Source organism: Pseudomonas sp. P2S-1 (genome assembly GCF_057197725.1).
Map to the genome: position 1 here is coordinate 1,026,207 of NZ_CM170068.1, position 19,012 is coordinate 1,045,218.

General features: G+C 64.2%; 11 protein-coding genes and 1 pseudogene. 4 read left to right on the forward strand and 8 right to left on the reverse strand.

Translation table 11 applies throughout. The features are described from left to right. Positions 1-136 precede the first annotated feature (136 nt). Positions 137-3,844: a methionine synthase gene (gene metH, locus AC2CQI_RS04710; RefSeq protein WP_484579341.1), complete on the reverse strand. Its 3,708-nt coding sequence runs from the start codon at positions 3,842-3,844 to the stop codon at positions 137-139. A gap of 158 nt (positions 3,845-4,002) precedes the next feature. Between metH and AC2CQI_RS04715 the strand changes: the two genes are divergently transcribed. From AC2CQI_RS04715 to AC2CQI_RS04725, 3 genes are all read left to right on the forward strand, one after another. Then, positions 4,003-6,303: a fatty acid cis/trans isomerase gene (locus tag AC2CQI_RS04715; RefSeq protein WP_484579342.1), complete on the forward strand. Its 2,301-nt coding sequence runs from the start codon at positions 4,003-4,005 to the stop codon at positions 6,301-6,303. Between the two features lie 171 nt (positions 6,304-6,474). Next, complete coding sequence (gene nfuA / locus AC2CQI_RS04720) at positions 6,475-7,059, forward strand: Fe-S biogenesis protein NfuA (protein ID WP_075804120.1); 585 nt, start codon at positions 6,475-6,477, stop codon at positions 7,057-7,059. A 174-nt stretch (positions 7,060-7,233) separates the two neighbouring features. Further along, positions 7,234-7,686, forward strand: a complete 453-nt coding sequence (locus AC2CQI_RS04725) for a hypothetical protein (RefSeq protein ID WP_484579343.1) — start codon at positions 7,234-7,236, stop codon at positions 7,684-7,686. A 218-nt stretch (positions 7,687-7,904) separates the two neighbouring features. On the opposite strand, the gene AC2CQI_RS04730 is transcribed toward AC2CQI_RS04725, so the two are convergent. From AC2CQI_RS04730 to AC2CQI_RS04740, 3 genes are all read right to left on the reverse strand, one after another. Next, entirely contained in the window at positions 7,905-8,081 is a 177-nt protein-coding gene (locus AC2CQI_RS04730) for a hypothetical protein (protein ID WP_178392012.1), read from the reverse strand. Positions 8,082-8,197: 116 nt separating this feature from the next. Further along, positions 8,198-10,669, reverse strand: coding sequence for a TonB-dependent receptor plug domain-containing protein (locus AC2CQI_RS04735; protein ID WP_484579344.1), 2,472 nt, complete (start codon positions 10,667-10,669; stop codon positions 8,198-8,200). A gap of 64 nt (positions 10,670-10,733) precedes the next feature. Next, entirely contained in the window at positions 10,734-12,977 is a 2,244-nt protein-coding gene (locus AC2CQI_RS04740; protein WP_484579345.1) for a TonB-dependent receptor, read from the reverse strand. A gap of 324 nt (positions 12,978-13,301) precedes the next feature. On the opposite strand from AC2CQI_RS04740, the gene AC2CQI_RS04745 reads away from it, so the two are divergent. Beyond that, positions 13,302-13,559 (forward strand): hypothetical protein, encoded by a 258-nt coding sequence (locus AC2CQI_RS04745; protein WP_144443587.1) that lies wholly within the window; start codon positions 13,302-13,304, stop codon positions 13,557-13,559. 60 nt (positions 13,560-13,619) lie between these two features. Here the strand turns inward: AC2CQI_RS04745 and paaZ are convergent, their stop codons facing one another. The 4 genes and pseudogenes from paaZ to AC2CQI_RS04765 all read right to left on the reverse strand — a co-directional run bounded on the left by paaZ (position 13,620) and on the right by AC2CQI_RS04765 (position 18,833). Beyond that, a complete protein-coding gene (paaZ, locus tag AC2CQI_RS04750) occupies positions 13,620-15,674 on the reverse strand; it encodes a phenylacetic acid degradation bifunctional protein PaaZ (protein ID WP_484579346.1) in 2,055 nt (684 codons plus the stop codon). A 33-nt stretch (positions 15,675-15,707) separates the two neighbouring features. Next, positions 15,708-16,934 carry an OprD family porin gene (locus AC2CQI_RS04755; protein ID WP_075804126.1) on the reverse strand — a complete coding sequence of 409 codons (1,227 nt, stop codon included), beginning with the start codon at positions 16,932-16,934 and terminating at the stop codon, positions 15,708-15,710. Between the two features lie 31 nt (positions 16,935-16,965). After that, positions 16,966-18,534: pseudogene (locus tag AC2CQI_RS04760) on the reverse strand (cation acetate symporter); the annotation flags it as partial. Continuing rightward, positions 18,525-18,833, reverse strand: coding sequence for a DUF485 domain-containing protein (locus tag AC2CQI_RS04765; RefSeq protein WP_484579347.1), 309 nt, complete (start codon positions 18,831-18,833; stop codon positions 18,525-18,527). The pseudogene AC2CQI_RS04760 and the gene AC2CQI_RS04765, both read right to left, overlap by 10 nt. Positions 18,834-19,012 lie beyond the last annotated feature (179 nt).

A 19,012-nucleotide genomic window follows, 5' to 3' on the forward strand; every position in this document is an offset into this window, starting at 1 on the left:
GTGGTTATGAGGTTGCTTGTACTGGCCTTATCGCTGGCAAGCCAGCTCCCACAGGGTCACTGCATATCTTGAGGCATGTGCAGTACCTGTGGGAGCTGGCTTGCCAGCGATGAGGCCTTCAGCCGCTAAGCCGATCTCAGTTCTCGTACCCGAGGTTAGGCGCCAACCACCGCTCGCTCACCGCCACATCCTGCTCTTTACGCGCGCTGTAGCTCTGGATCTGGTCCTTCTCCACCTTGCCCACGGCAAAGTACTGCGCCTGCGGATGGGCGAAGTACCAGCCGCTGACCGCCGCCGCCGGGAACATGGCGAAGTGCTCGGTGAGGAACACGCCGCTCGGCCCGGTCTCGCCGATCGCGGTGCCATCGAGCAGGCGGAACAGCGTGGCCTTCTCGGTGTGGTCCGGGCACGCCGGATAGCCCGGGGCAGGGCGGATACCCGCGTACTGCTCCTTGATCAGCGCCTCGTTGTCCAGGTGCTCGTCCTTGGCATAGCCCCAGTGCTCTTTACGCACCTGCTCGTGCAGCCATTCGGCACAGGCCTCGGCCAGACGGTCGGCCAGGGCCTTGACCATGATCGAGCTGTAGTCGTCGCCCTTGTCCTGGTAGGCCTTGGCCACTTCCTCGGCGCCGATGCCGGCGGTGGTGATGAAGCCGCCGACATAGTCGGTGACGCCGCTGTCCTTCGGCGCGACGAAGTCGGCCAGGGAGAAGTTCGGCTTGTTGTCCGGCTTGATGGTCTGCTGGCGCAGGTGATGCAGGCGCGCCAGCGGCTTACCGTCGTCACCGTAGACCTCGATATCGTCGTCCGCCACCTGGTTGGCCGGCCAGAAGCCGAACACCGCGCGGGCGCTGATCAGCTTCTCGTCGATCAGTTTGGCGAGCATTTCCTGGGCGTCCTGGTACAGCGCGGTCGCCGCTTCACCCACGACTTCGTCGCTGAGGATGCGCGGGAACTTGCCGGCCAGGTCCCAGGAAATGAAGAACGGCGTCCAGTCGATGTACTCGGCCAGCACCTTGAGGTCGATGTTCTCCAGCACTTTCACGCCGGTGAAGCTCGGTACCGCAGCCTGATAGTTCGCCCAGTCGTACTGCGGCTTGGCGGCGATGGCCTGGGCATAGCTCAGGCGCTCGGTGCGGGCACTGCGGTTGGCGGTGCGCTCACGCACTTCGACGTAGTCGGCACGGGTCCTCTCGACGAAGCCTGGCTTCAGCTCCTTCGACAGCAATTGCGTGGCCACGCCCACCGCACGGGAGGCATCGGTCACGTAGACCACCGCATCGTTGCTGTAGCGCGGCTCGATCTTCACCGCCGTGTGCGCCTTGGAGGTGGTCGCGCCACCGATCATCAGCGGCAGGTGGAAGTCCTGGCGCTGCATCTCGCGGGCGACATGGACCATTTCGTCCAGCGACGGGGTGATCAGCCCGGACAGGCCGATGATGTCGCATTTCTCGTCGCGGGCGACCTGGAGGATCTTCTCCGCCGGGACCATCACGCCGAGGTCGACGATGTCATAGCCGTTACAGCCCAGGACCACGCCGACGATGTTCTTGCCGATGTCGTGCACGTCGCCCTTGACCGTGGCCATGAGGATCTTGCCCTTGGCTTCCGGCTTGTCGCCTTTCTCTTCCTCGATGAAGGGAATCAGGTGGGCCACGGCCTGCTTCATCACCCGCGCCGACTTGACCACTTGCGGCAGGAACATCTTGCCCGCGCCGAACAGGTCGCCGACCACGTTCATGCCGCTCATCAGCGGGCCTTCGATGACTTCGATCGGCCGCGCGCATTGCTGGCGGCACAGCTCGGTGTCCTCGACGATATAGGCGGTGATGCCCTTGACCAGCGCATGCTCCAGGCGTTTTTCCACCGGCAGCGAGCGCCATTCTTCGTTTTCCACTTCCTTGGTCGCGCCGCCACCCTTGTAGTCGTCGGCGATGGCGAGGAGGGCGTCGGTGCCTTCCGGGGTGCGGTTGAGCACCACGTCCTCGACCTTCTCGCGCAGCGCGGCCGGGATCTCGTCATAGATCTCCAGCTGGCCGGCGTTGACGATACCCATGGTCAGGCCGTTCTGGATCGCGTGATAAAGGAAGACCGAGTGGATCGCCTCGCGCACCGGGTTGTTGCCACGGAAGGAGAACGACACGTTGGACACGCCGCCGCTCGACAGGGCATAGGGCAGGTGGTCGCGGATATAGGCGCAGGCTTCGATGAAGTCCACGGCATAGTTGTTGTGCTCTTCGATACCGGTGGCGACGGCGAAGATGTTCGGGTCGAAGATGATGTCTTCCGGCGGGAAGCCCACTTCATTGACCAGGATGTCGTAGCTGCGCTGGCAGATTTCGCGTTTGCGCGCGGCGGTATCGGCCTGGCCGACCTCGTCGAAGGCCATCACCACCACGGCGGCGCCGTAGCGCTTGCACAGCTTGGCGTGATGCTTGAAGGCCTCGACGCCTTCCTTCATCGAGATCGAGTTGACGATGCCCTTGCCCTGGATGCACTTCAGGCCGGCCTCGATCACTTCCCACTTGGAGGAGTCGATCATGATCGGCACCCGGGAAATGTCCGGCTCGCCGGCGATCAGGTTGAGGAAGCGGACCATGGCGGCCTGGGAGTCGAGCATCCCTTCGTCCATGTTGATGTCGATCACCTGGGCGCCGGCCTCGACCTGCTGCAGGGCGACTTCCAGGGCTTCGGTGTAGTTCTCTTCGCGGATCAGCCGGGCGAACTTGGCCGAGCCGGTGATGTTGGTGCGCTCGCCGACGTTGACGAACAGCGACTGGCGATCGATGGTGAACGGCTCGAGACCGGACAGGCGGCAGGCTTTCGGAATGTCCGGAATCGCCCGCGGCTTGTACTTGGCCACCGCCTCGGCGATCGCCTGGATATGCCCCGGGGTGGTACCGCAGCAGCCGCCGATGATGTTGAGGAAACCGCTGGCGGCGAACTCCTCGACCACCACGGCCATTTCCGCCGGGGTCTCGTCGTATTCGCCGAAGGCGTTGGGCAGGCCGGCGTTGGGGTGGGCGGACACGTGGGTGCCGGCCTTGTTCGACAGCTCTTCCAGGTACGGACGCAGGTCCTTGGCACCCAGGGCGCAGTTCAGGCCGACGGAGATCGGGTTGGCGTGGCGCACCGAGTTCCAGAAGGCTTCGGTGGTCTGGCCCGACAGGGTACGGCCGGAGGCGTCGGTGATGGTCCCGGAGATCATGATCGGCAGTTCAATGCCGTCGTCCTCGAACACCTGCTGTACGGCGAAGATCGCCGCCTTGGCGTTGAGGGTGTCGAAGATGGTCTCGATCAGGATCAGGTCGGCGCCGCCTTCGATCAGGCCGCGGGTCGCCTCGATGTAGTTTTCCACCAGTTCGTCGAAGGTGACGTTGCGGTAGCCGGGATCGTTGACGTCCGGGGAGATCGAGCAGGTCCGGCTGGTCGGGCCGAGCACGCCAGCAACAAAGCGCGGCTTGTCCGGGGTTTCCAGGGTCTTGGCGTCGGCCACCTGGCGGGCGATGCGTGCGCCTTCGACGTTCAGCTCGTAGACCAGTTCTTCCATGCCGTAGTCGGCCTGGGAAATCTGCGTGGCGTTGAAAGTGTTGGTTTCGAGAATGTCGGCGCCGGCGTCCAGGTAGGCCTTTTCGATGGCTGCGATCACGTCCGGACGGCTGAGCAGGAGCAGGTCGTTGTTGCCCTTGACGTCGCTCGGCCAGTCGGCGAAGCGCGTGCCACGATAGTCGCCTTCCTCCAGACGGTAGCTTTGGATCATAGTACCCATGCCGCCATCTAGAATCAGGATGCGCTCTTTGAGTGCTTGCTGAAGTGCTTGTAAACGAGCGCTGCGGTCAGACATTGGAACTACCTGGGTCAGACAAAGACGAAAGTTGCGGGATGATAACAAAGCTGCGCGGTTTTTTGATGCGTGGCACATTTGCATGAATTTCATTCATGTTGGCACCGCGGCCCACCGGTAGACTGTGAAAAGCCTTTTGAAACCAGGACATACGGCACATGGTGCATCGCTTGATTGCCGCCGCCTTCGCACTGTTCATCAGTGGCGCGGCGTTGGGGCAGGGACCCCAGAACACTGCAGCGATCTCCTATACCCGGGACATCCAGCCGATCTTCACCGAGAAATGCGTGGCCTGCCACGCCTGCAACGACGCCGCCTGCCAGCTCAACCTCGGCAGCGCCGAGGGCGCCAGCCGCGGCGCCTCGAAAATTCCCGTCTACCAGGGCGACCGCAGCCAGGCGGTGGCCCCGACCCGGCTGTTCTACGACGCCAGCGGCCCTGCCGCGTGGAACAAGCTGGGCTTCAGCTCGGTGCTGGACAGCCGTGGCAGCCAGGCCGCGCTCATGGCACGGATGCTGGAGCTGGGCCACGCCAAGCCACTGGTGCCCAACGAGAAGATCCCCGACAACATCGTCCTCGGCCTGAACCGCGAGAACATGTGCCCGCTGCCCGGCGAATTCGATGCCTATGCCAAGGCCCATCCGCAGGAAGGCATGCCGCTGGCGGTCACCGGGCTGACCGATGCCCAGTACCGGACCCTGCAACGCTGGCTGGCCCAGGGCGCGCCGGTGGAGCAGAACCCGATCAGGCCGAGCGCCAATGAAGCGGCGCAGATCGCCGACTGGGAAGCGCTGCTCAACCGTCCCGGCTCCAGCGAAGCCCTGGTGGGGCGCTGGCTGTACGAGCACCTGTTCCTCGCCCATGTGCATTTCGTCGGCGGCGAGCCGGGGCATTTCTTCCAGTGGGTGCGTTCGCGCACGCCAAGCGGCCAGCCGATCGACCTGATCGCCACCCGCCGCCCCAACGACCCGCCCGGCACCGACTTCTATTACCGCCTGTTGCCGGTGCAGGGCGTGATCGTGCACAAGACCCACATCACCTACCCGATGGGGCCCAACAAGCTCAAGCGGGTCAAGCAGCTGTTCTACAGCGGTGACTGGCACGCCACCTCGCTGCCGGGCTACGGCCCGCGCCACCGTTCCAACCCGTTCGAGACCTTCGAAGCGATCCCGGCGGTGGCGCGCTACCAGTTCATGCTGGATAACGCCGAATACTTCGTCCGCACCTTCATCCGCGGCCCGGTGTGCCGTGGCCAGATCGCCACCGACGTGATCCGCGACAACTTCTGGGCGCTGTTCCAGGAGCCGGCCCACGATCGCTATATCACCGATGCCAAATACCGCGCCGAGGCCACGCCGCTGCTGGCCATGCCCGGGCAGATCGACGACGTCGGCAGCATCCTCAGCCTCTGGCATGCCTACCGCGACAAGCGCAACGACTATGAAAGCCTGCGCCGCGACACCTATGCCGAGATGCCGCCGCCGAGCTGGTCGACCCTCTGGGCCGGCAATGACAACGCGCTGCTGAGCATCTTCCGCCACTTCGACAGCGCCTCGGTGACCAAGGGCCTGATCGGCGACGTGCCGCTGACCATGTGGCTGTTCGACTACCCGCTGCTGGAGCGCACCTATTACCAGTTGGCGGTCAACTTCGACGTGTATGGCAACGTCTCGCACCAGGCCCAGACCCGCCTGTACTTCGACCTGATCCGCAACGGCGCCGAGGTCAACTTCCTGCGCCTGATGCCGGCGGACAAGCGTGGCGCGATCCTCAGCAACTGGTACCAGAACAGCGGCAAGGTGAAGATGTGGATGGACTACGAGGACATCGACACCGACACACCGAGCGCGCTCAAGCTCGATCCGCATCATTCGGTGCGGGATTTCGGCCTCAAGCTGATCGAGCGCAGCGGCAGCCTGAATGCAGCACCCGACCCGATCAACCGCTGCACGGGCGCCTACTGCTCGCGGCCGCAGATGAACGAAGAGTTCCGCGATGTCGAGCAGTCGCTGAGCCGCCTGGCGTCGCGGCCGGCGGCGGGGCTCAAGGTGATCGGCCAGTTGCCCGAGGCGACCATGCTGCGCATCGAAGGGCAGGATGGCAAACGGCAGGTCTACAGCATGCTGCGCAACCGCGCGCACAGTAACGTCGCCTTCATGCTCGGCGAGGCGTACCGCTACCAGCCGGGGCTGGACACCCTGACCCTTTATCCGGGAGTGATGAGCAGCTATCCGAACTTCATGTTCAACGTTCCGGCCAGCGATGTGCCGGAGTTCGTCGAGGACATGGAAGCGGCGCGGGACGACAAGGCGCGCTTCGAGCGCATCGTCATGCGCTGGGGCGTGCGGCGCAGTCATCCGCAGTTCTGGCAGTACTTCCATGACCTGAACAGCTACATCAAGGAGACCGAGCCGGTGGAGGCTGGGGTGCTGGATATGAACCGCTACGAGAACCTTTAGAGCCGCAAGCCATAAGCTTCAAGCTGCAAGAAAGGGCGGGGCCGCCGCAGACTGCTTTCTCTTGCCGCTTAAAGCTTGAAGCTTGTGGCTTTTCTATCCCGACCTAATTGCTAGGACTTTGTTCGCCGCCGCGCATGGCGTAGACTGCGGACAAGTCTGTGAGGAAATTCCATGAGCGCCATAACCATTACCGACGCCGCGCACGATTACCTGGCCGATCTGCTCTCCAAGCAGAACACCCCGGGTATCGGTATTCGCGTTTTCATCACCCAACCCGGCACCCAATATGCCGAGACCTGCATTGCCTACTGCAAGCCAGGTGAAGAAAAGCCGGAAGATACCGCGCTGGGTCTGAAAAGCTTTACCGCCTACATCGATGCCGTGAGCGAACCCTTTCTCGATGACGCCGTCGTCGACTACGCCACCGACCGCATGGGCGGCCAGCTGACCATCAAGGCGCCGAACGCCAAGGTGCCGATGGTCAACGATGACAGCCCGATCAACGAGCGCATCAACTACTACCTGCAAACCGAGATCAACCCGGGCCTCGCCAGCCACGGCGGCCAGGTCAGCCTGATCGACGTGGTCGAGGACGGCATCGCCGTGCTGCAGTTCGGCGGCGGCTGCCAGGGCTGCGGCCAGGCCGACGTGACCCTGAAGGACGGCATCGAGCGCACCCTGCTCGAGCGCATTCCGGAGCTGAAGGGCGTGCGTGACGTGACCGACCACACCCAGAAAGAAAACGCCTACTACTAAGTAAGCGTAAGCAGCGACGCGGACCTTGTGGGAGCGGGTTCACCCGCGATTGCGATGGTGCATTCACTATCGTAATCGCGGGTGAACCCGCTCCCACAAGGTCCGCGTCGTTTTGTTTTTTGTGGTATGGCAATATGATGTCGACCTCCGCATTCAAGCACTATCAGGGACGACATGCAGCCACTTCGCATCCGCAAATTCGCCAACGGCTACCTCTACAGCGCCTCCACGTTCGGCGGCCCGGTCAACGGCATCGTGCCCATGGGCACGGCGCAGTGGGTCGGTGGCACACTTGAAGTCACCGAGGACCTGCTCTGGTTCGGCGCCAACATGATCAACCGGGTAGCGGTGGGGGATGTCAGCGAAGTGCATATCCCGACGGCCGATATCGTCTCGGTCGAGTACCGCTTCGGCTGGTTCACCGGCATCGTCGTCGTGCGCCATGTCCATGGCGAGTTCACCTTGCGTTGCTATGGCGCGAAGAACCTGGTGGCGACGTTGCATATGTTGTTCGTCGCGCCCAAAGACAAGTGGGCCCACGAAGCTGAATACGACGAACCTGAGCCAGCCCCGGCCCCGGGGCGCTCGAGGGCAGGGGCCAGGCCTGTGCCGGGACGGCGTAACTGAGCGGCCCCTTATTGGTTAATGGCCCCTACGCCCCTGGCAGTCACCAGGCAGGCGAGAGAACGACGCGAACCCTGTGGGAGCTGGCTTGCCAGCGATTTGGTCGGCATTGACAACGATGTTGTCAGGTCTGGCCTCATCGCTGGCAAGCCAGCTCCCACAGGGTCCGCGTCGTTTATGCTATTGGTGTGACAACTGGTGCGCCACATCAATACATGATTTCACAGCCCTCTCAGGTAGTGCTCCAGGTCTTCAAGGTCGACTTCATCAAACTCCCCAGCATCGAGTTGCATGACACCGATCAAGGTGCTGGCACGTAGTGCGTCCAGTTGCCTGGGCTGCAGCTCTTCGATGGAGTTCTCGACCGGGTCGGGAATGATGGTTCTGCGAGTGACCATGGATGTCCTGCTTGGCTCGAGAGGCATGGCGACTTATGCCACAGCCCCCAGGATTGAGGCAGATGTGACAGAGACAGCCAAGAAGAGCCGCAAGCGCGGCTCTCGATCATCCTCGTTTAAAAGTCGTAACTCACACTGGTGTAATAAAACGCCCCCTGCGCCCCCTCAGGCGACGTGATCGAATACTTCGGCACCCCATACAACTGCGCGCCTTTCAGCTTGTCCGGATGGCTGTCGAACAGGTTGATCGCGCCCACCGACAGCTTCAGCCCCAGGTCGAAACGATAGCTCAGGTCCAGATCGGTGACCCATTGCGGGCTGAAGGTCTGGTCCAGCGCCGGGTTGCTGGCGTTCAGGCTTTTCCATTCGCCATAGCGGCGTTGGGTGACGGTCAGCCCCCAGTTCTCATACAGCCAGTTGGCGCTGAAGGTCAGCTTGTTGTCCGGCGTGCCGTGCTCGATCAGGCCCTGGGTCGCGCGCCCGACGATCTGTTCGCCACTGATCCCGCCGACATCCCGCAGGTCGGTGATCCGCGTGCGGGTCTTGGCGAAACCGGCATTCAGGTCCAGCCGGCCATAGGCCGCCAGGTCCAGTTGATACTGGCCGCTCAGCTCGATGCCATCGGTGCGGGTGTCGGCGATATTGGTGTAGAACGCCGCGCTCTGGATAGTGGCGTAGGGCGTGCCGGCGAAGATCGGCCCGACCACGCTGGACGGCAACTGGTCGGAGAGGGTGATGCGGTTGTCGATATCGATGCGGTAGGCGTCGATGCTCAGCGAGGCATTGGTCAATGGCCGCCAGACCAGCCCCAGGGAGTAATTGGTCGACTCCTCCGGCTTCAGCGCCCGACCACCCAGCAGCGCCGCTTCCGGGCTGTCGGCACGCAGGGTGCGCTGCTGCACCTCGACCCAGTTGCCACTGCCCGATGGCTGCTCCACCACCTGCACGCTGAACGACGACAAGCCGCTCTGCACCAGCGACGGCGCCCGGTAGCCACTGCTGATACTGCCTCGCGCAGCGATCTGCGGGGTGAAGTCATAGCGCAGCGAGAGCTTGCCGTTGGTGGTGTCGCCAAAGTCCGAATAGTGCTCGGAACGCACTGCCAGGCCGGCCTGGAACTTGTCGGTGATCTGCCCTTCGAGGTCCAGGTAGGCGCCGAATACCTTGCGCTCCAGCGAGGCGGCGTCGACGTTGGTGATCCCCGAGTAATAGCCGGGCAGACGACGCCCGGTGAGCGGATCAAGGGTGTTGAACAGCGCACCGTTCTGCCAGCCCGCCGCTTCGCCAGCGGTCAGGGTGTAGTTTTCCTTGCGCCAGGCCAGGCCTGCCGAAACGGTCAGCGGCTTGGCCAGCAGGTCGGTGGGGAAGTCGCGGACCCAGTCCAGGGTCAGGTTGGTCTGCTCGTTCTCCCTTTCGCCTGTGTAGATGTTGTACGGGCTGTTTACGCCCCAACTCGGGTTGATCGCGTCGCGATCGGTGGATTTCAGCGTGTCATTGCCGTAGTTGGCCGCCAGGTCGAACTTGCCCAGTTGCTCGTCTTCGTAACGCACGCCGCCGGTAACCGCGTAGTCCTCCAGGGCATAGCGGGTGATCGGCAGGCGTCCGTCCGGGTAGCGCGACAGGGCCACGCTGCCGTAGTTGCTGCGCAGGGTGGTGGGCGGATCGAAGAAACCTTCGGCATCGGTGTTCTTGTGCGAGTAGGTGGCGAAGCCGTAGGCGGTCAGGCCGTCGCCGACGCCGATTTCGCTGTTGGCCACCAGGTTGTATTGGTCGCTGACCGCGCCCGAGCCCCAGTTCCAGGTACGGTAGCGGTTGTTCTGCTCGCGGGGCGTGTTCACGCTGGTGTCGCCGGGATAGAAGATGCGGTTGTCCGGGCGGGTATCGCTGGCCGGGTCCTGGTTGCCGGCGTCGAAGGACAGGGTCAGGAAGCCGTCGTTGGGCAGGGCAAAGCCCTTCCAGCCACTGAGCTTGCGCTGCAGGCCGTCGCCCTTGTCGTAGCCGCCGAAGCGGTAGCCGATGCTGCCGCCGTCGTCGTTTTCCTTGAGGACGATATTGATCACCCCGGCAATCGCATCCGAGCCGTACTGGGCGGCGGCGCCGTCACGCAGGATTTCCACCCGCGACACCGCGCTCAGCGGAATCAGGCTCAGGTCCACTGCCGCTGCGCCACGGCCATTGGCCAGGCTCTGGCGGGTGACGTTGGCGCTGCTGTGGCGGCGCTTGCCATTGACCAGCACCAGCACCTGGTCCGATGCCAGGCCGCGCAATGAAGCGCCCTGGGCAATGGAACCGGCGAAGGCGCCCTGGGGCGACTGCGGGAAGCTGAACGATGGCGACAGGGCGGTGAGGGCACCAGACAGGTCCTTGGCTCCGGTTTCCTCAAGCTTCTCGGCGCTGAGCACATCGACCGGCGCGGCGCTTTCCAGGGCGGTGACATCGCTGCGGCGGGTGCCGACCACGACCACGGTATCGAGTTTGTCGTTCTTCGCAGCGGCGCCACTGGCGGGCTCCTGGGCCTGGACGACGGGCACGGCAAGGCTGCCGATGACCAGCGCGATGGCGCCGGCCAAGGGATCGGGACGGAACATGGGGGACTACTCCTGTAACACGCAAGAGGGGCCGGCGACCCGCTGGATCGCCGGAAAACGGGGGTCAGAACCGGCTGGTAACGCTCAGGCCGACGGTGCGTGGGTCGCCATAGGTGATCACGTACTGCCCGGCGGTGCCGTTGGGCCGGCCGTGGACCTGGTAGCGGCGATCGGTGAGGTTGTTGACGAAGCCGGTGACGCTGAGTTTTTCGTCGGCGCTGAACCAGGTCAGGCGGCTGTTGGCCAGGGTGTAGTGGGGCTGGTTGAGCGGCGCATCGGCGCTGCTTTGACGGTCGGCGAGGAAATATTCCTTGTCGCGGAAGCTGACATCGCCACCGGCCACCAGCTTGCCGGGGATATCCAGCGGCAAGGTGTAGTCGGCGCCGAGGGACACCACGTAGCGCGGCGAACGCACGAAGCTGTTGCCGCTGTAGTCGGCGGTGACCGCACCGGTGTTGGGGTTGGTGTTCTTGAAGTCGGTGTATTCGGTATCGAGGAACGACAGCGCGCCGCGCAGGTGCAGGCGATCGGTGGGCTGGCCCTCGATCTCCAGTTCCGCACCCTTGACCTTGCCCTTGGCGCCGTTGGTCAGGGCGGTGGTGAGGATGCCGCTGTTGACCGTCAGCAGGTTCACCTGGATGTCCTGGTAGTCGTAGTAGAAGACGTTGGCGTTGACCGTCAGGCGATGGTCGAACCACTCCGACTTCAGGCCCAGCTCATAGGCATCCAGTTCTTCCGGATCCACCGTGGTCAACTGCGCCAGGCTGGTGGACAACCCGGTGTTGAAGCCGCCGGAGCGGAAGCCGTGGGCGTAGCGGAAGAACACCCGCAGATTGTCGTTGATCCGGTATTCCGGCGTCAGGTCGTAGGTCCAGGCATCCCAGCGCTTGCTTTCCTCGCGGTTGCCGTTGCTGCCGGCGGCGGCCAGCGGGATCAGCGGGCCGTTGGCGGTGGCGCGGGTCAGTTGGGTCAGGTCGAGGTCGATATCCTTCTTCTCGGTGGTCCAGCGCAGGCCGCCGGTGACCGTCAGGTTATCGGTGAAGTCATAGGCCAGGTTGCCGAACAGCGCGTAGCTATCAGTGCGGTGGGTGTAGTCGAGGTTACGATAATCCACGGCGCCACCGGTCTGGTTGGAGCCGGTGCCATTGGGCGTCGGGCCCGGGATGATGCTGCGTACCGTGCTGTTGTCCAGGGTCTCGTGGAAGTAATGGGTGCCGAGCATCCAGCGCAGGGTTTCCTGGGGCGAGGAGGCCAGGCGGAACTCCTGGGAGTACTGGTCGTAGAGGCTGTCGTTGTCGCTGGCGCCGTTGACCTCGTAGGGCGTGTAGTCGGCGTCGGTCAGCGACTGGTTGCGGATATGGTCGTAGGCGGTGATCGACGTGAGGGTGTAGTCACCGAGGTTCCAGTTCAGGGTCAGCGAGGTGCCGCTGTGGTCGAGCTTGTAGTCCTCGTCGGTATTGAGTTCGATCTTGCGGCCGGCCGGACGCTGGTAGCCAACGTTGTAATAGCGCCCCAGGGTCAGCGAGCCGCTGCTGCCATCGCCCTTGAACTCGCGGCCGTGGATCTTCAGCAGGGCTTCCAGATCCTCGTTGAGCTTGGCCAGGAACTGCACGCGCACGGCCTTCTTGTTCACGTCGCCGTAGGTCTGGTCGTTGCTCAGGTTATGGGTGAAACCGTCACGCTCCTCGGAATACAGCGACACCCGGCCGGCCAGGCGATCGTCCACCAGCGAGCCGCCGATGGCGCCGTTGAGGATGCGTTCGCTCTTGCTACCGAAGCCGATGGTGCCGTAGCCGTCGGTATCGAAGGTCGGCTTCTTCGAGATCACGTTGACCGCGCCGGCGGTGGTGTTCTTGCCGTACAGGGTGCCTTGCGGGCCCCGCAGGATCTCGATGCGCTCCAGGTCGAACAGCGGCCCGCCGCCGGCCACCGGGGCGTTGAGGTAAACGTCGTCGGCATAGATGCCCACCGGGTACACGGTAGCCGCGCCGGTATCCCCGGTACCCAGGCCGCGGATATACCAGCGCGGGCGGCCGTCGCCGTCCGGGTTCTTCGCCGAGGCGTTGGGAATGAAGGTGGTGATATCGCCCATGGCGCGCACGCCGTCGGCGGTCAGGCTGGTGCCCTGGACCGCCGAAACGGCCACCGGAACCTCTTGCAGGGTTTCTTCCCGGTGCTGGGCGGTGACGGTCACGGTTTTCAGGGCGGGCGTGGTGCTGGTGTCGTCATCGGCGTGAGCCAACTGATACTGGCCGGCCAATAGAAGACTGAGGCCGATGCCCCTGGTGATTGGATTGATCTGGAACATGCTGCTTCTCCCCGAGCGTTGCAGATACAGGGCTAGAGCAGGGTTTGTGCCATGTTTTCAAGTGGTTGATTTTGCTTGGAAAAGCGGATTTCACAGGGCGGCTGTGCTAGGCAGGCAGCAGGGGGCTGGTGAATCCCTGTTGCTACAGCAGCAATGGTTGCGCAGGCAGCAGTGGCGAGGCTTCCGGCTAACCAAGGCATAACCTTTGGGCTCGGAAGTTTCGCAAAGTTGTGGGGAAACTTCCTTTCGTGGGTTTGAGACTCGAATTCCACAAGTCGGATGTTTTACTGTGCGGGCCTGGAAATTTTCGTCGGGACAACAACCATGAGAAAAGTCGACGGTCGGCCTGCAGCGGACACCCAGGTTGAGCGTGGTTCGCCGGAGCTCCTCAGCACGGTTCGCTGGGTGCTTCTAGTGCTGCTGTGCCTCGCCACGGGTTTCGGCCTGGTGATGCTGTTCTGGAGCGGGGACATGCAACCGGAGTCGCCGTGGTACTGGAACCGAGTGCTGGCGCTGCCGCTGATCGTCGGGGGCTACCTGTATGGGGTGCGCTGGCTGGCGCTGGAGGGGCGTGACAAGTGAGCGGCTGCCAAGCGGTCAGCGGCGTTGCCGGCGATGAGGCCGGCAAGCGCAACGAAGGCGTCAGCCCTCTTTTTTGACCACCAGGGTCAGGATGTCATAACTCGCCACCAACTCCCCAAGCTGGTTGGTCACCTCCACATCCCAGGCCACCACCCCTTGCGGGATCCCCTGCGGGCTCTTCTTGCCCTGGTCGATCTTGCGTTTGCAGGTCAGCCGCGCCTGGATGGTGTCACCAATTCCCACCGGATTGATAAAGCGCAAATTATCCAGCCCGTAGTTGGCCAACACCGGCCCCGGTGCCGGGCTGACGAACAACCCCGCCGCCGCCGACAGCACGAAATACCCGTGGGCAATCCGCTTGCCGAACTGCGACTCCCGCGCGGCGATCTCGTCGAAGTGCATATAGAAGTGATCCCCGGACAGACAGCCGAAGTTGACCAGGTCCGCTTCGGTCACCGTGCGCCGATGAGTCAGCAGCGACTCGCCAATGCGCAGCTCTTCGAAATGCCGGCGGAACGGGTGCACTTCGGTTTCGATCACCTCGGCGCCGCGCACATACTCGCCGGTCACCGCCATCAGCATGCTGGGCGAGCCCTGCACCGCAGCACGTTGCAGGTAGTGCTTCACGGCACGCAGCCCGCCCAGTTCCTCGCCGCCGCCAGCCCGACCCGGGCCGCCGTGCTTGAGTTGCGGCAATGGCGAGCCATGGCCGGTGGATTCGGCGGCGGCTTCGGCATCCAGCACCAGCAGCCGGCCATGCCAGGCCGCCGCGACCGGCACGGCCTTGGCCGCAACGGCGCGGTCAGCGGTGATCAGGCTCGCCACCAGGCTGCCCTTGCCGCGCGCGGCCAGGTCCAGCGCTTCATCCAGGTCTTCATAGGTCATCAAGGTGCTGACCGGTCCGAACGCCTCTATATCGTGGGCGCCACCTTCGGCATGGGCATCCCGGGCCAGCAGCAGGGTCGGGGCGAAGAAGGCACCGTTGGCGACACCTTCGCCTCGCGGCTCGAAACCGTCACGGGCGCCGAACAGCAGGTCGCAGCTTTGCAGTAGTTGCTCGACCCGCTCGCCGACATCCGCCTGCTGCGCATGGGACGCCAACGCGCCCATGCGCACGCCTTCCACCGAGGGATCACCCACCACCACCTTGTTCAGGCGATCCCGCAGCCGGGTTGCCACCGCATCCAGATGCTTGGCCGGCACGATGGCCCGGCGAATCGCCGTGCATTTCTGCCCGGCCTTGGTGGTCATTTCCCGGGCGACTTCCTTGATATACAACTCGAACTCCTCGCTGTCCGGGCTGACGTCCGGGCCGAGGATCGAGCAGTTCAACGAGTCGGCCTCGGCGGTGAAGGGCACCGAGTTGCGGATCAGGTTCGGCGTAACCCGCAGTTTCGCGGCGGTATCCGCCGAGCCGGTGAAGGTCACCAGGTCCTGGCCATCCAGGCGCTCCAGCAGGTCGCCAGTACCGCCGATCACCAGTTGCAGGGCACCCGGCGGCAGCAGGCCGGATTCATCGATCAGGCGTACCACGGCTTCGGTCAGGTAGCTGGTGGCGGTAGCCGGCTTGACGATGCACGGCATGCCGGCGAGGAAGGTCGGGGCGAACTTCTCCAGCATCCCCCAGATCGGGAAGTTGAAGGCGTTGATATGCACCGCGACCCCGGCCCGGGGCACGAGGATATGGCTGCCGGCAAAACGGCCCTGCTTGCCCAGCGGGATCGCCGGGCCTTCGTGCACCAGGTTGCCCGAGGGCAATTCCCGGGCGCCGATGCCGGCGTAGGAGAACAGCGTGGCATTGCCGCCCTCGATATCGATCCAGCTGTCGGCACGGGTCGCGCCGCTGTGGTGGGACAGGGCGTAGAGCTGCTCCTTGCGCTCGGCGAGGTACAGGGCCAGGGCCTTGAGCCGCGCGGCGCGCTGCTGGAAGTCCAGGGCCATCAGGCCGGCGCGGCCCTGCTGGCGACCCCAGGCCAGGGCCTCGGCGAAGTCCGGGCGCTCTTCATGGCTGTAGCCGAGCACATGGCCGTCGATGGCGCTGCGCAGGGACTGGGCGCCGTGCTGGCCGATCCAGCGACCGGCGATAAAGCTTTGCAAGGTAGGGGCAGCAGACATCGGTGTGTCCTCCAATTCTTGTAAGAGGCGCTGTTACCACAGCGCCAGGGTGTAGCCGACGATCAGGCGGTTCTCGTCCAGGGCATTGGTCAGGCCATTGCCGGAACGGAAGGTGACGTTGCGCCAGCGCAGGCTGACGTTCTTCAGCGGGCCGCTCTGGATCACGTAGGCGATATCGGTGTCGCGTTCACGCTCGCGGCCGTTGTCGATGCCCGCCGCCTTGGCGTGGCGACCGTCGGTGTAGCGGGTCATGAAGCTCAGGCCGGGGATGCCCAGGGCGGCGAAGTCGTAGTCGTAGCGCGCCTGCCAGGAATCCAGCCCGGCGCGGGTGAAGGTGTTGTAGGTCACCAGGTTGACGGTGTACGGGTCGCCGCCGTTGAGGAAGGGGAAGGCGCTGTCGCCGGACATCTGCTGGAAGGTGCCGCTGAACTTGTGCGCGCCCACTGCCAGGGTGAACATGCCGTTGAAGTTGCGGTTGTCGATGCGTCCGGCGCGCTCGGCACCGTCGCCACGGCTGTCGAACCAGCGCAGGTCGCTGCGCAGGCTCATGCCCTCGGCCAGCGGCAGGGTGTGGACCAGGCCGACGTATTGCTGGCGATAGATGTCTTCGAGCTTGGCGTAGTAGTAACTCACCGCCAGTTGCGGGTTGAAGGCATAAGTGCCGCCGCCGAAATCGAAGTGGTCGCTGGTGGCCGCGCCGTAGCCGATATCGTCGTTGCTCGACGAGTCGCGCAGGTTGGCCTTGGTCAGGCGCCCGCCGTTCACGGTCAGGCCGTCGATATCCTGACTGGTCAGCAGGCCGCCCTTGAAGGTGGACGCCAACAGGCGAGTGTCGTTGTAGGTGACCACCGGCAGCAGCGGTTGCAGGGTGCCGAGGCGCAGCACGCTTTTCGACAGGCGTACCTTGGCGGTCACGCCCAGTTCGCTGTAGTCGTCCGCCGGCTCCAGGCTGTTGCGGCCATAGGGCAGCAGGCCGGTGTTGCGGCGGTCGCGGCTGGAGTCCAGCTTGATGCCCAGCTGGCCCATGGCATCGACGCCGAAGCCCAGGGTGCCGTCGGTAAAGCCGGACTCCAGCTTGGCGGTGAAGCCCTGGGCCCATTCCTCGGCCTTGGATTGCGGCGCGTTGTCCTGGCGGAAATCGCGGTTGATGTAGTGGTTGCGCAGTTCGATCTTGGCGTGGCTGTCCTCGATGAAGCCGGCCAGGGCCGGGGTGCAGGCGAGGGGCAGGGTGAGTCCGGCCAGAAGGCGAATGGGGTTCATTGTTGTTATTCCCGAGTCGTCGTTTGCGTGATTAGTGTTTGCTGGCGCCGGCAGCGCCGATTCCGGTCATGGAGCGGATGAACTGGGCCAGGTAGCGGCCGCGCTCCTCGCTGGCCTGGGCCGAGCGGTCGGTGACCGAGAACGCCCAGGCCGCCAGGAAGGCCGCGCTCATGGAGAACAGCGCCGGGTTGGAGTAGGGGAACAGCGCCTTGTCGTGATGCAGCACGTTGACCCACACCACCGGGCTCAGCACCAGCAGGATCACCGCCGAGGCCAGGCCGGCCAGGCTGCCGGCCACGGCGCCGCGAGTGGTCAGGCCTTTCCAGAACATGGAAAGGAACAGCACCGGGAAGTTGACCGAGGCGGCGATGGCCAGCACCAGGCCGGAGAGGAAGGCGATGTTCTGCGACTCGAACATCAGGCCGAGGATGATCGCCAGCACGCCGATCACCAGGGTGGCGACGCGGGATACGCGGATCTCCTCCTGCTCGCTCGCCTTGCCCTTGCGCACCACGCAGGCATAGATGTCATGGGACACCGCCGAGGCGCCGGACAGGGCCAGGCCGGCAACCACTGCAAGGATGGTGGCGAAGGCCACGGCCGAGATGAAGCCGAGGAACAGGTTGCCGCCCACGGCCTGGGCCAGGTGCACGGCGATCATGTTGCCGCCGCCGATGATCGCGCCGCTTGCATCTCGGTACGCCGGCTCGGTGCCGACCATGACGATGGCGCCGAAGCCGATGACGATCAGCAGCAGGTAGAAGTAGCCGATGAAGCCGGTGGCGTAGAACACCGATTTACGCGCTTCCTTGGCATCGCTGACGGTGAAGAAGCGCATCAGGATATGGGGCAGGCCGGCGGTGCCGAACATCATGCCCAGGCCGAGGGAAATCGCATCCACCGGGTTCGACAGCAGGCCGCCCGGGGCCATGATCGCCGTGCCCTTGGCGTGCACGGCGGCCGCGCTGGCGAACATCGCCTCGGTGCTGAAGCCGAAGTGCTTGAGCACCATGAAGGCCATGAAGGTGGTGCCCGACAGCAGCATCACCGCCTTGATGATCTGTACCCAGGTGGTGGCGAGCATGCCGCCGAAGGTCACGTAGAACACCATCAGCACGCCAACCAGCATTACTGCGTACAGGTAGCTGATGCCGAACAGCAGCTCGATCAGCTTGCCGGCGCCGACCATCTGCGCCACCAGGTAGAGCAGGGCCACGGTCAGGGTGCCGAAGGCCGAGGTCAGGCGCACCGGGGTTTGTGCCAGGCGGTAGGAGACCACGTCGGCGAAGGTGTACTTGCCCAGGTTGCGCAGGCGCTCGGCGATCAGGAACAGGATGATCGGCCAGCCGGCCAGGACGCCCAGGGCGTAGAGCAGGCCGTCGTAGCCGTTGAGGAACATCATCGCCGAGATGCCGAGGAAGGACGCGGCGCTGATCATGTCGCCGGCGATCGCCAGGCCATTCTGCATCCCGGTCAGGCCGCCGCCGGCGGTATAGAAATCGCTGGCCGAGCGGGTGCGCAGGGCGGCCCAGCGGGTGACCCCGAGGGTGAAGACGACGAACAGCAGGAACATGCCGATGGCGGTCCAGTTCATTCTGCGCACTCCTGCTTGACCTTGTCGTTGAGCGGATCGAGAACGTTGTTGGCGCGGTACACGTAGATGCCGGTGAGGGCAAAGGACAGCAGCACGATCAGCACGCCCACCAGCATGCCGACGCTGGTCACCCCGCCGCTGAGGGACTGGCCGAGGGTGCTGGGGGAAAAGGCCACGAGCAGGACGAAGCCGTAGTAGATCACCAGCATGGCGGCGGTGAGGCTGCCGTTGAGACGGCGCTTGCGCCGCACCAGTTGCTGGAAGTCGGGGTGGTTGCTGATGGATTCGATATGACTGGGGGTCATGGGTGGGCGCTCTCTTGATCTTGTTGTAGTTGTTGTGTCGTTCACGCTTGGGGTGTTGCTGTGTTCTTTCGGGCCTCATCGCTGGCAAGCCAGCTCCCACAGGGATCGCCTGTACCGCCGGGCCTGTGGGTGTCATTCAGGGCCCTATCGCTGGCAAGCCAGCTCCCACAGGTTTTTGT

What these genes read in the sequence shown, in the direction of transcription:
- metH (WP_484579341.1), bottom strand. Translation starts at nt 3,844, where the DNA reads ATGTCTGACCGCAGCGCTCGTTTACAAGCACTTCAGCAAGCACTCAAA.
- AC2CQI_RS04715 (WP_484579342.1), top strand. Translation starts at nt 4,003, where the DNA reads ATGGTGCATCGCTTGATTGCCGCCGCCTTCGCACTGTTCATCAGTGGC.
- nfuA (WP_075804120.1), top strand. Translation starts at nt 6,475, where the DNA reads ATGAGCGCCATAACCATTACCGACGCCGCGCACGATTACCTGGCCGAT.
- AC2CQI_RS04725 (WP_484579343.1), top strand. Translation starts at nt 7,234, where the DNA reads ATGCAGCCACTTCGCATCCGCAAATTCGCCAACGGCTACCTCTACAGC.
- AC2CQI_RS04730 (WP_178392012.1), bottom strand. Translation starts at nt 8,081, where the DNA reads ATGGTCACTCGCAGAACCATCATTCCCGACCCGGTCGAGAACTCCATC.
- AC2CQI_RS04735 (WP_484579344.1), bottom strand. Translation starts at nt 10,669, where the DNA reads ATGTTCCGTCCCGATCCCTTGGCCGGCGCCATCGCGCTGGTCATCGGC.
- AC2CQI_RS04740 (WP_484579345.1), bottom strand. Translation starts at nt 12,977, where the DNA reads ATGTTCCAGATCAATCCAATCACCAGGGGCATCGGCCTCAGTCTTCTA.
- AC2CQI_RS04745 (WP_144443587.1), top strand. Translation starts at nt 13,302, where the DNA reads ATGAGAAAAGTCGACGGTCGGCCTGCAGCGGACACCCAGGTTGAGCGT.
- paaZ (WP_484579346.1), bottom strand. Translation starts at nt 15,674, where the DNA reads ATGTCTGCTGCCCCTACCTTGCAAAGCTTTATCGCCGGTCGCTGGATC.
- AC2CQI_RS04755 (WP_075804126.1), bottom strand. Translation starts at nt 16,934, where the DNA reads ATGAACCCCATTCGCCTTCTGGCCGGACTCACCCTGCCCCTCGCCTGC.
- AC2CQI_RS04765 (WP_484579347.1), bottom strand. Translation starts at nt 18,833, where the DNA reads ATGACCCCCAGTCATATCGAATCCATCAGCAACCACCCCGACTTCCAG.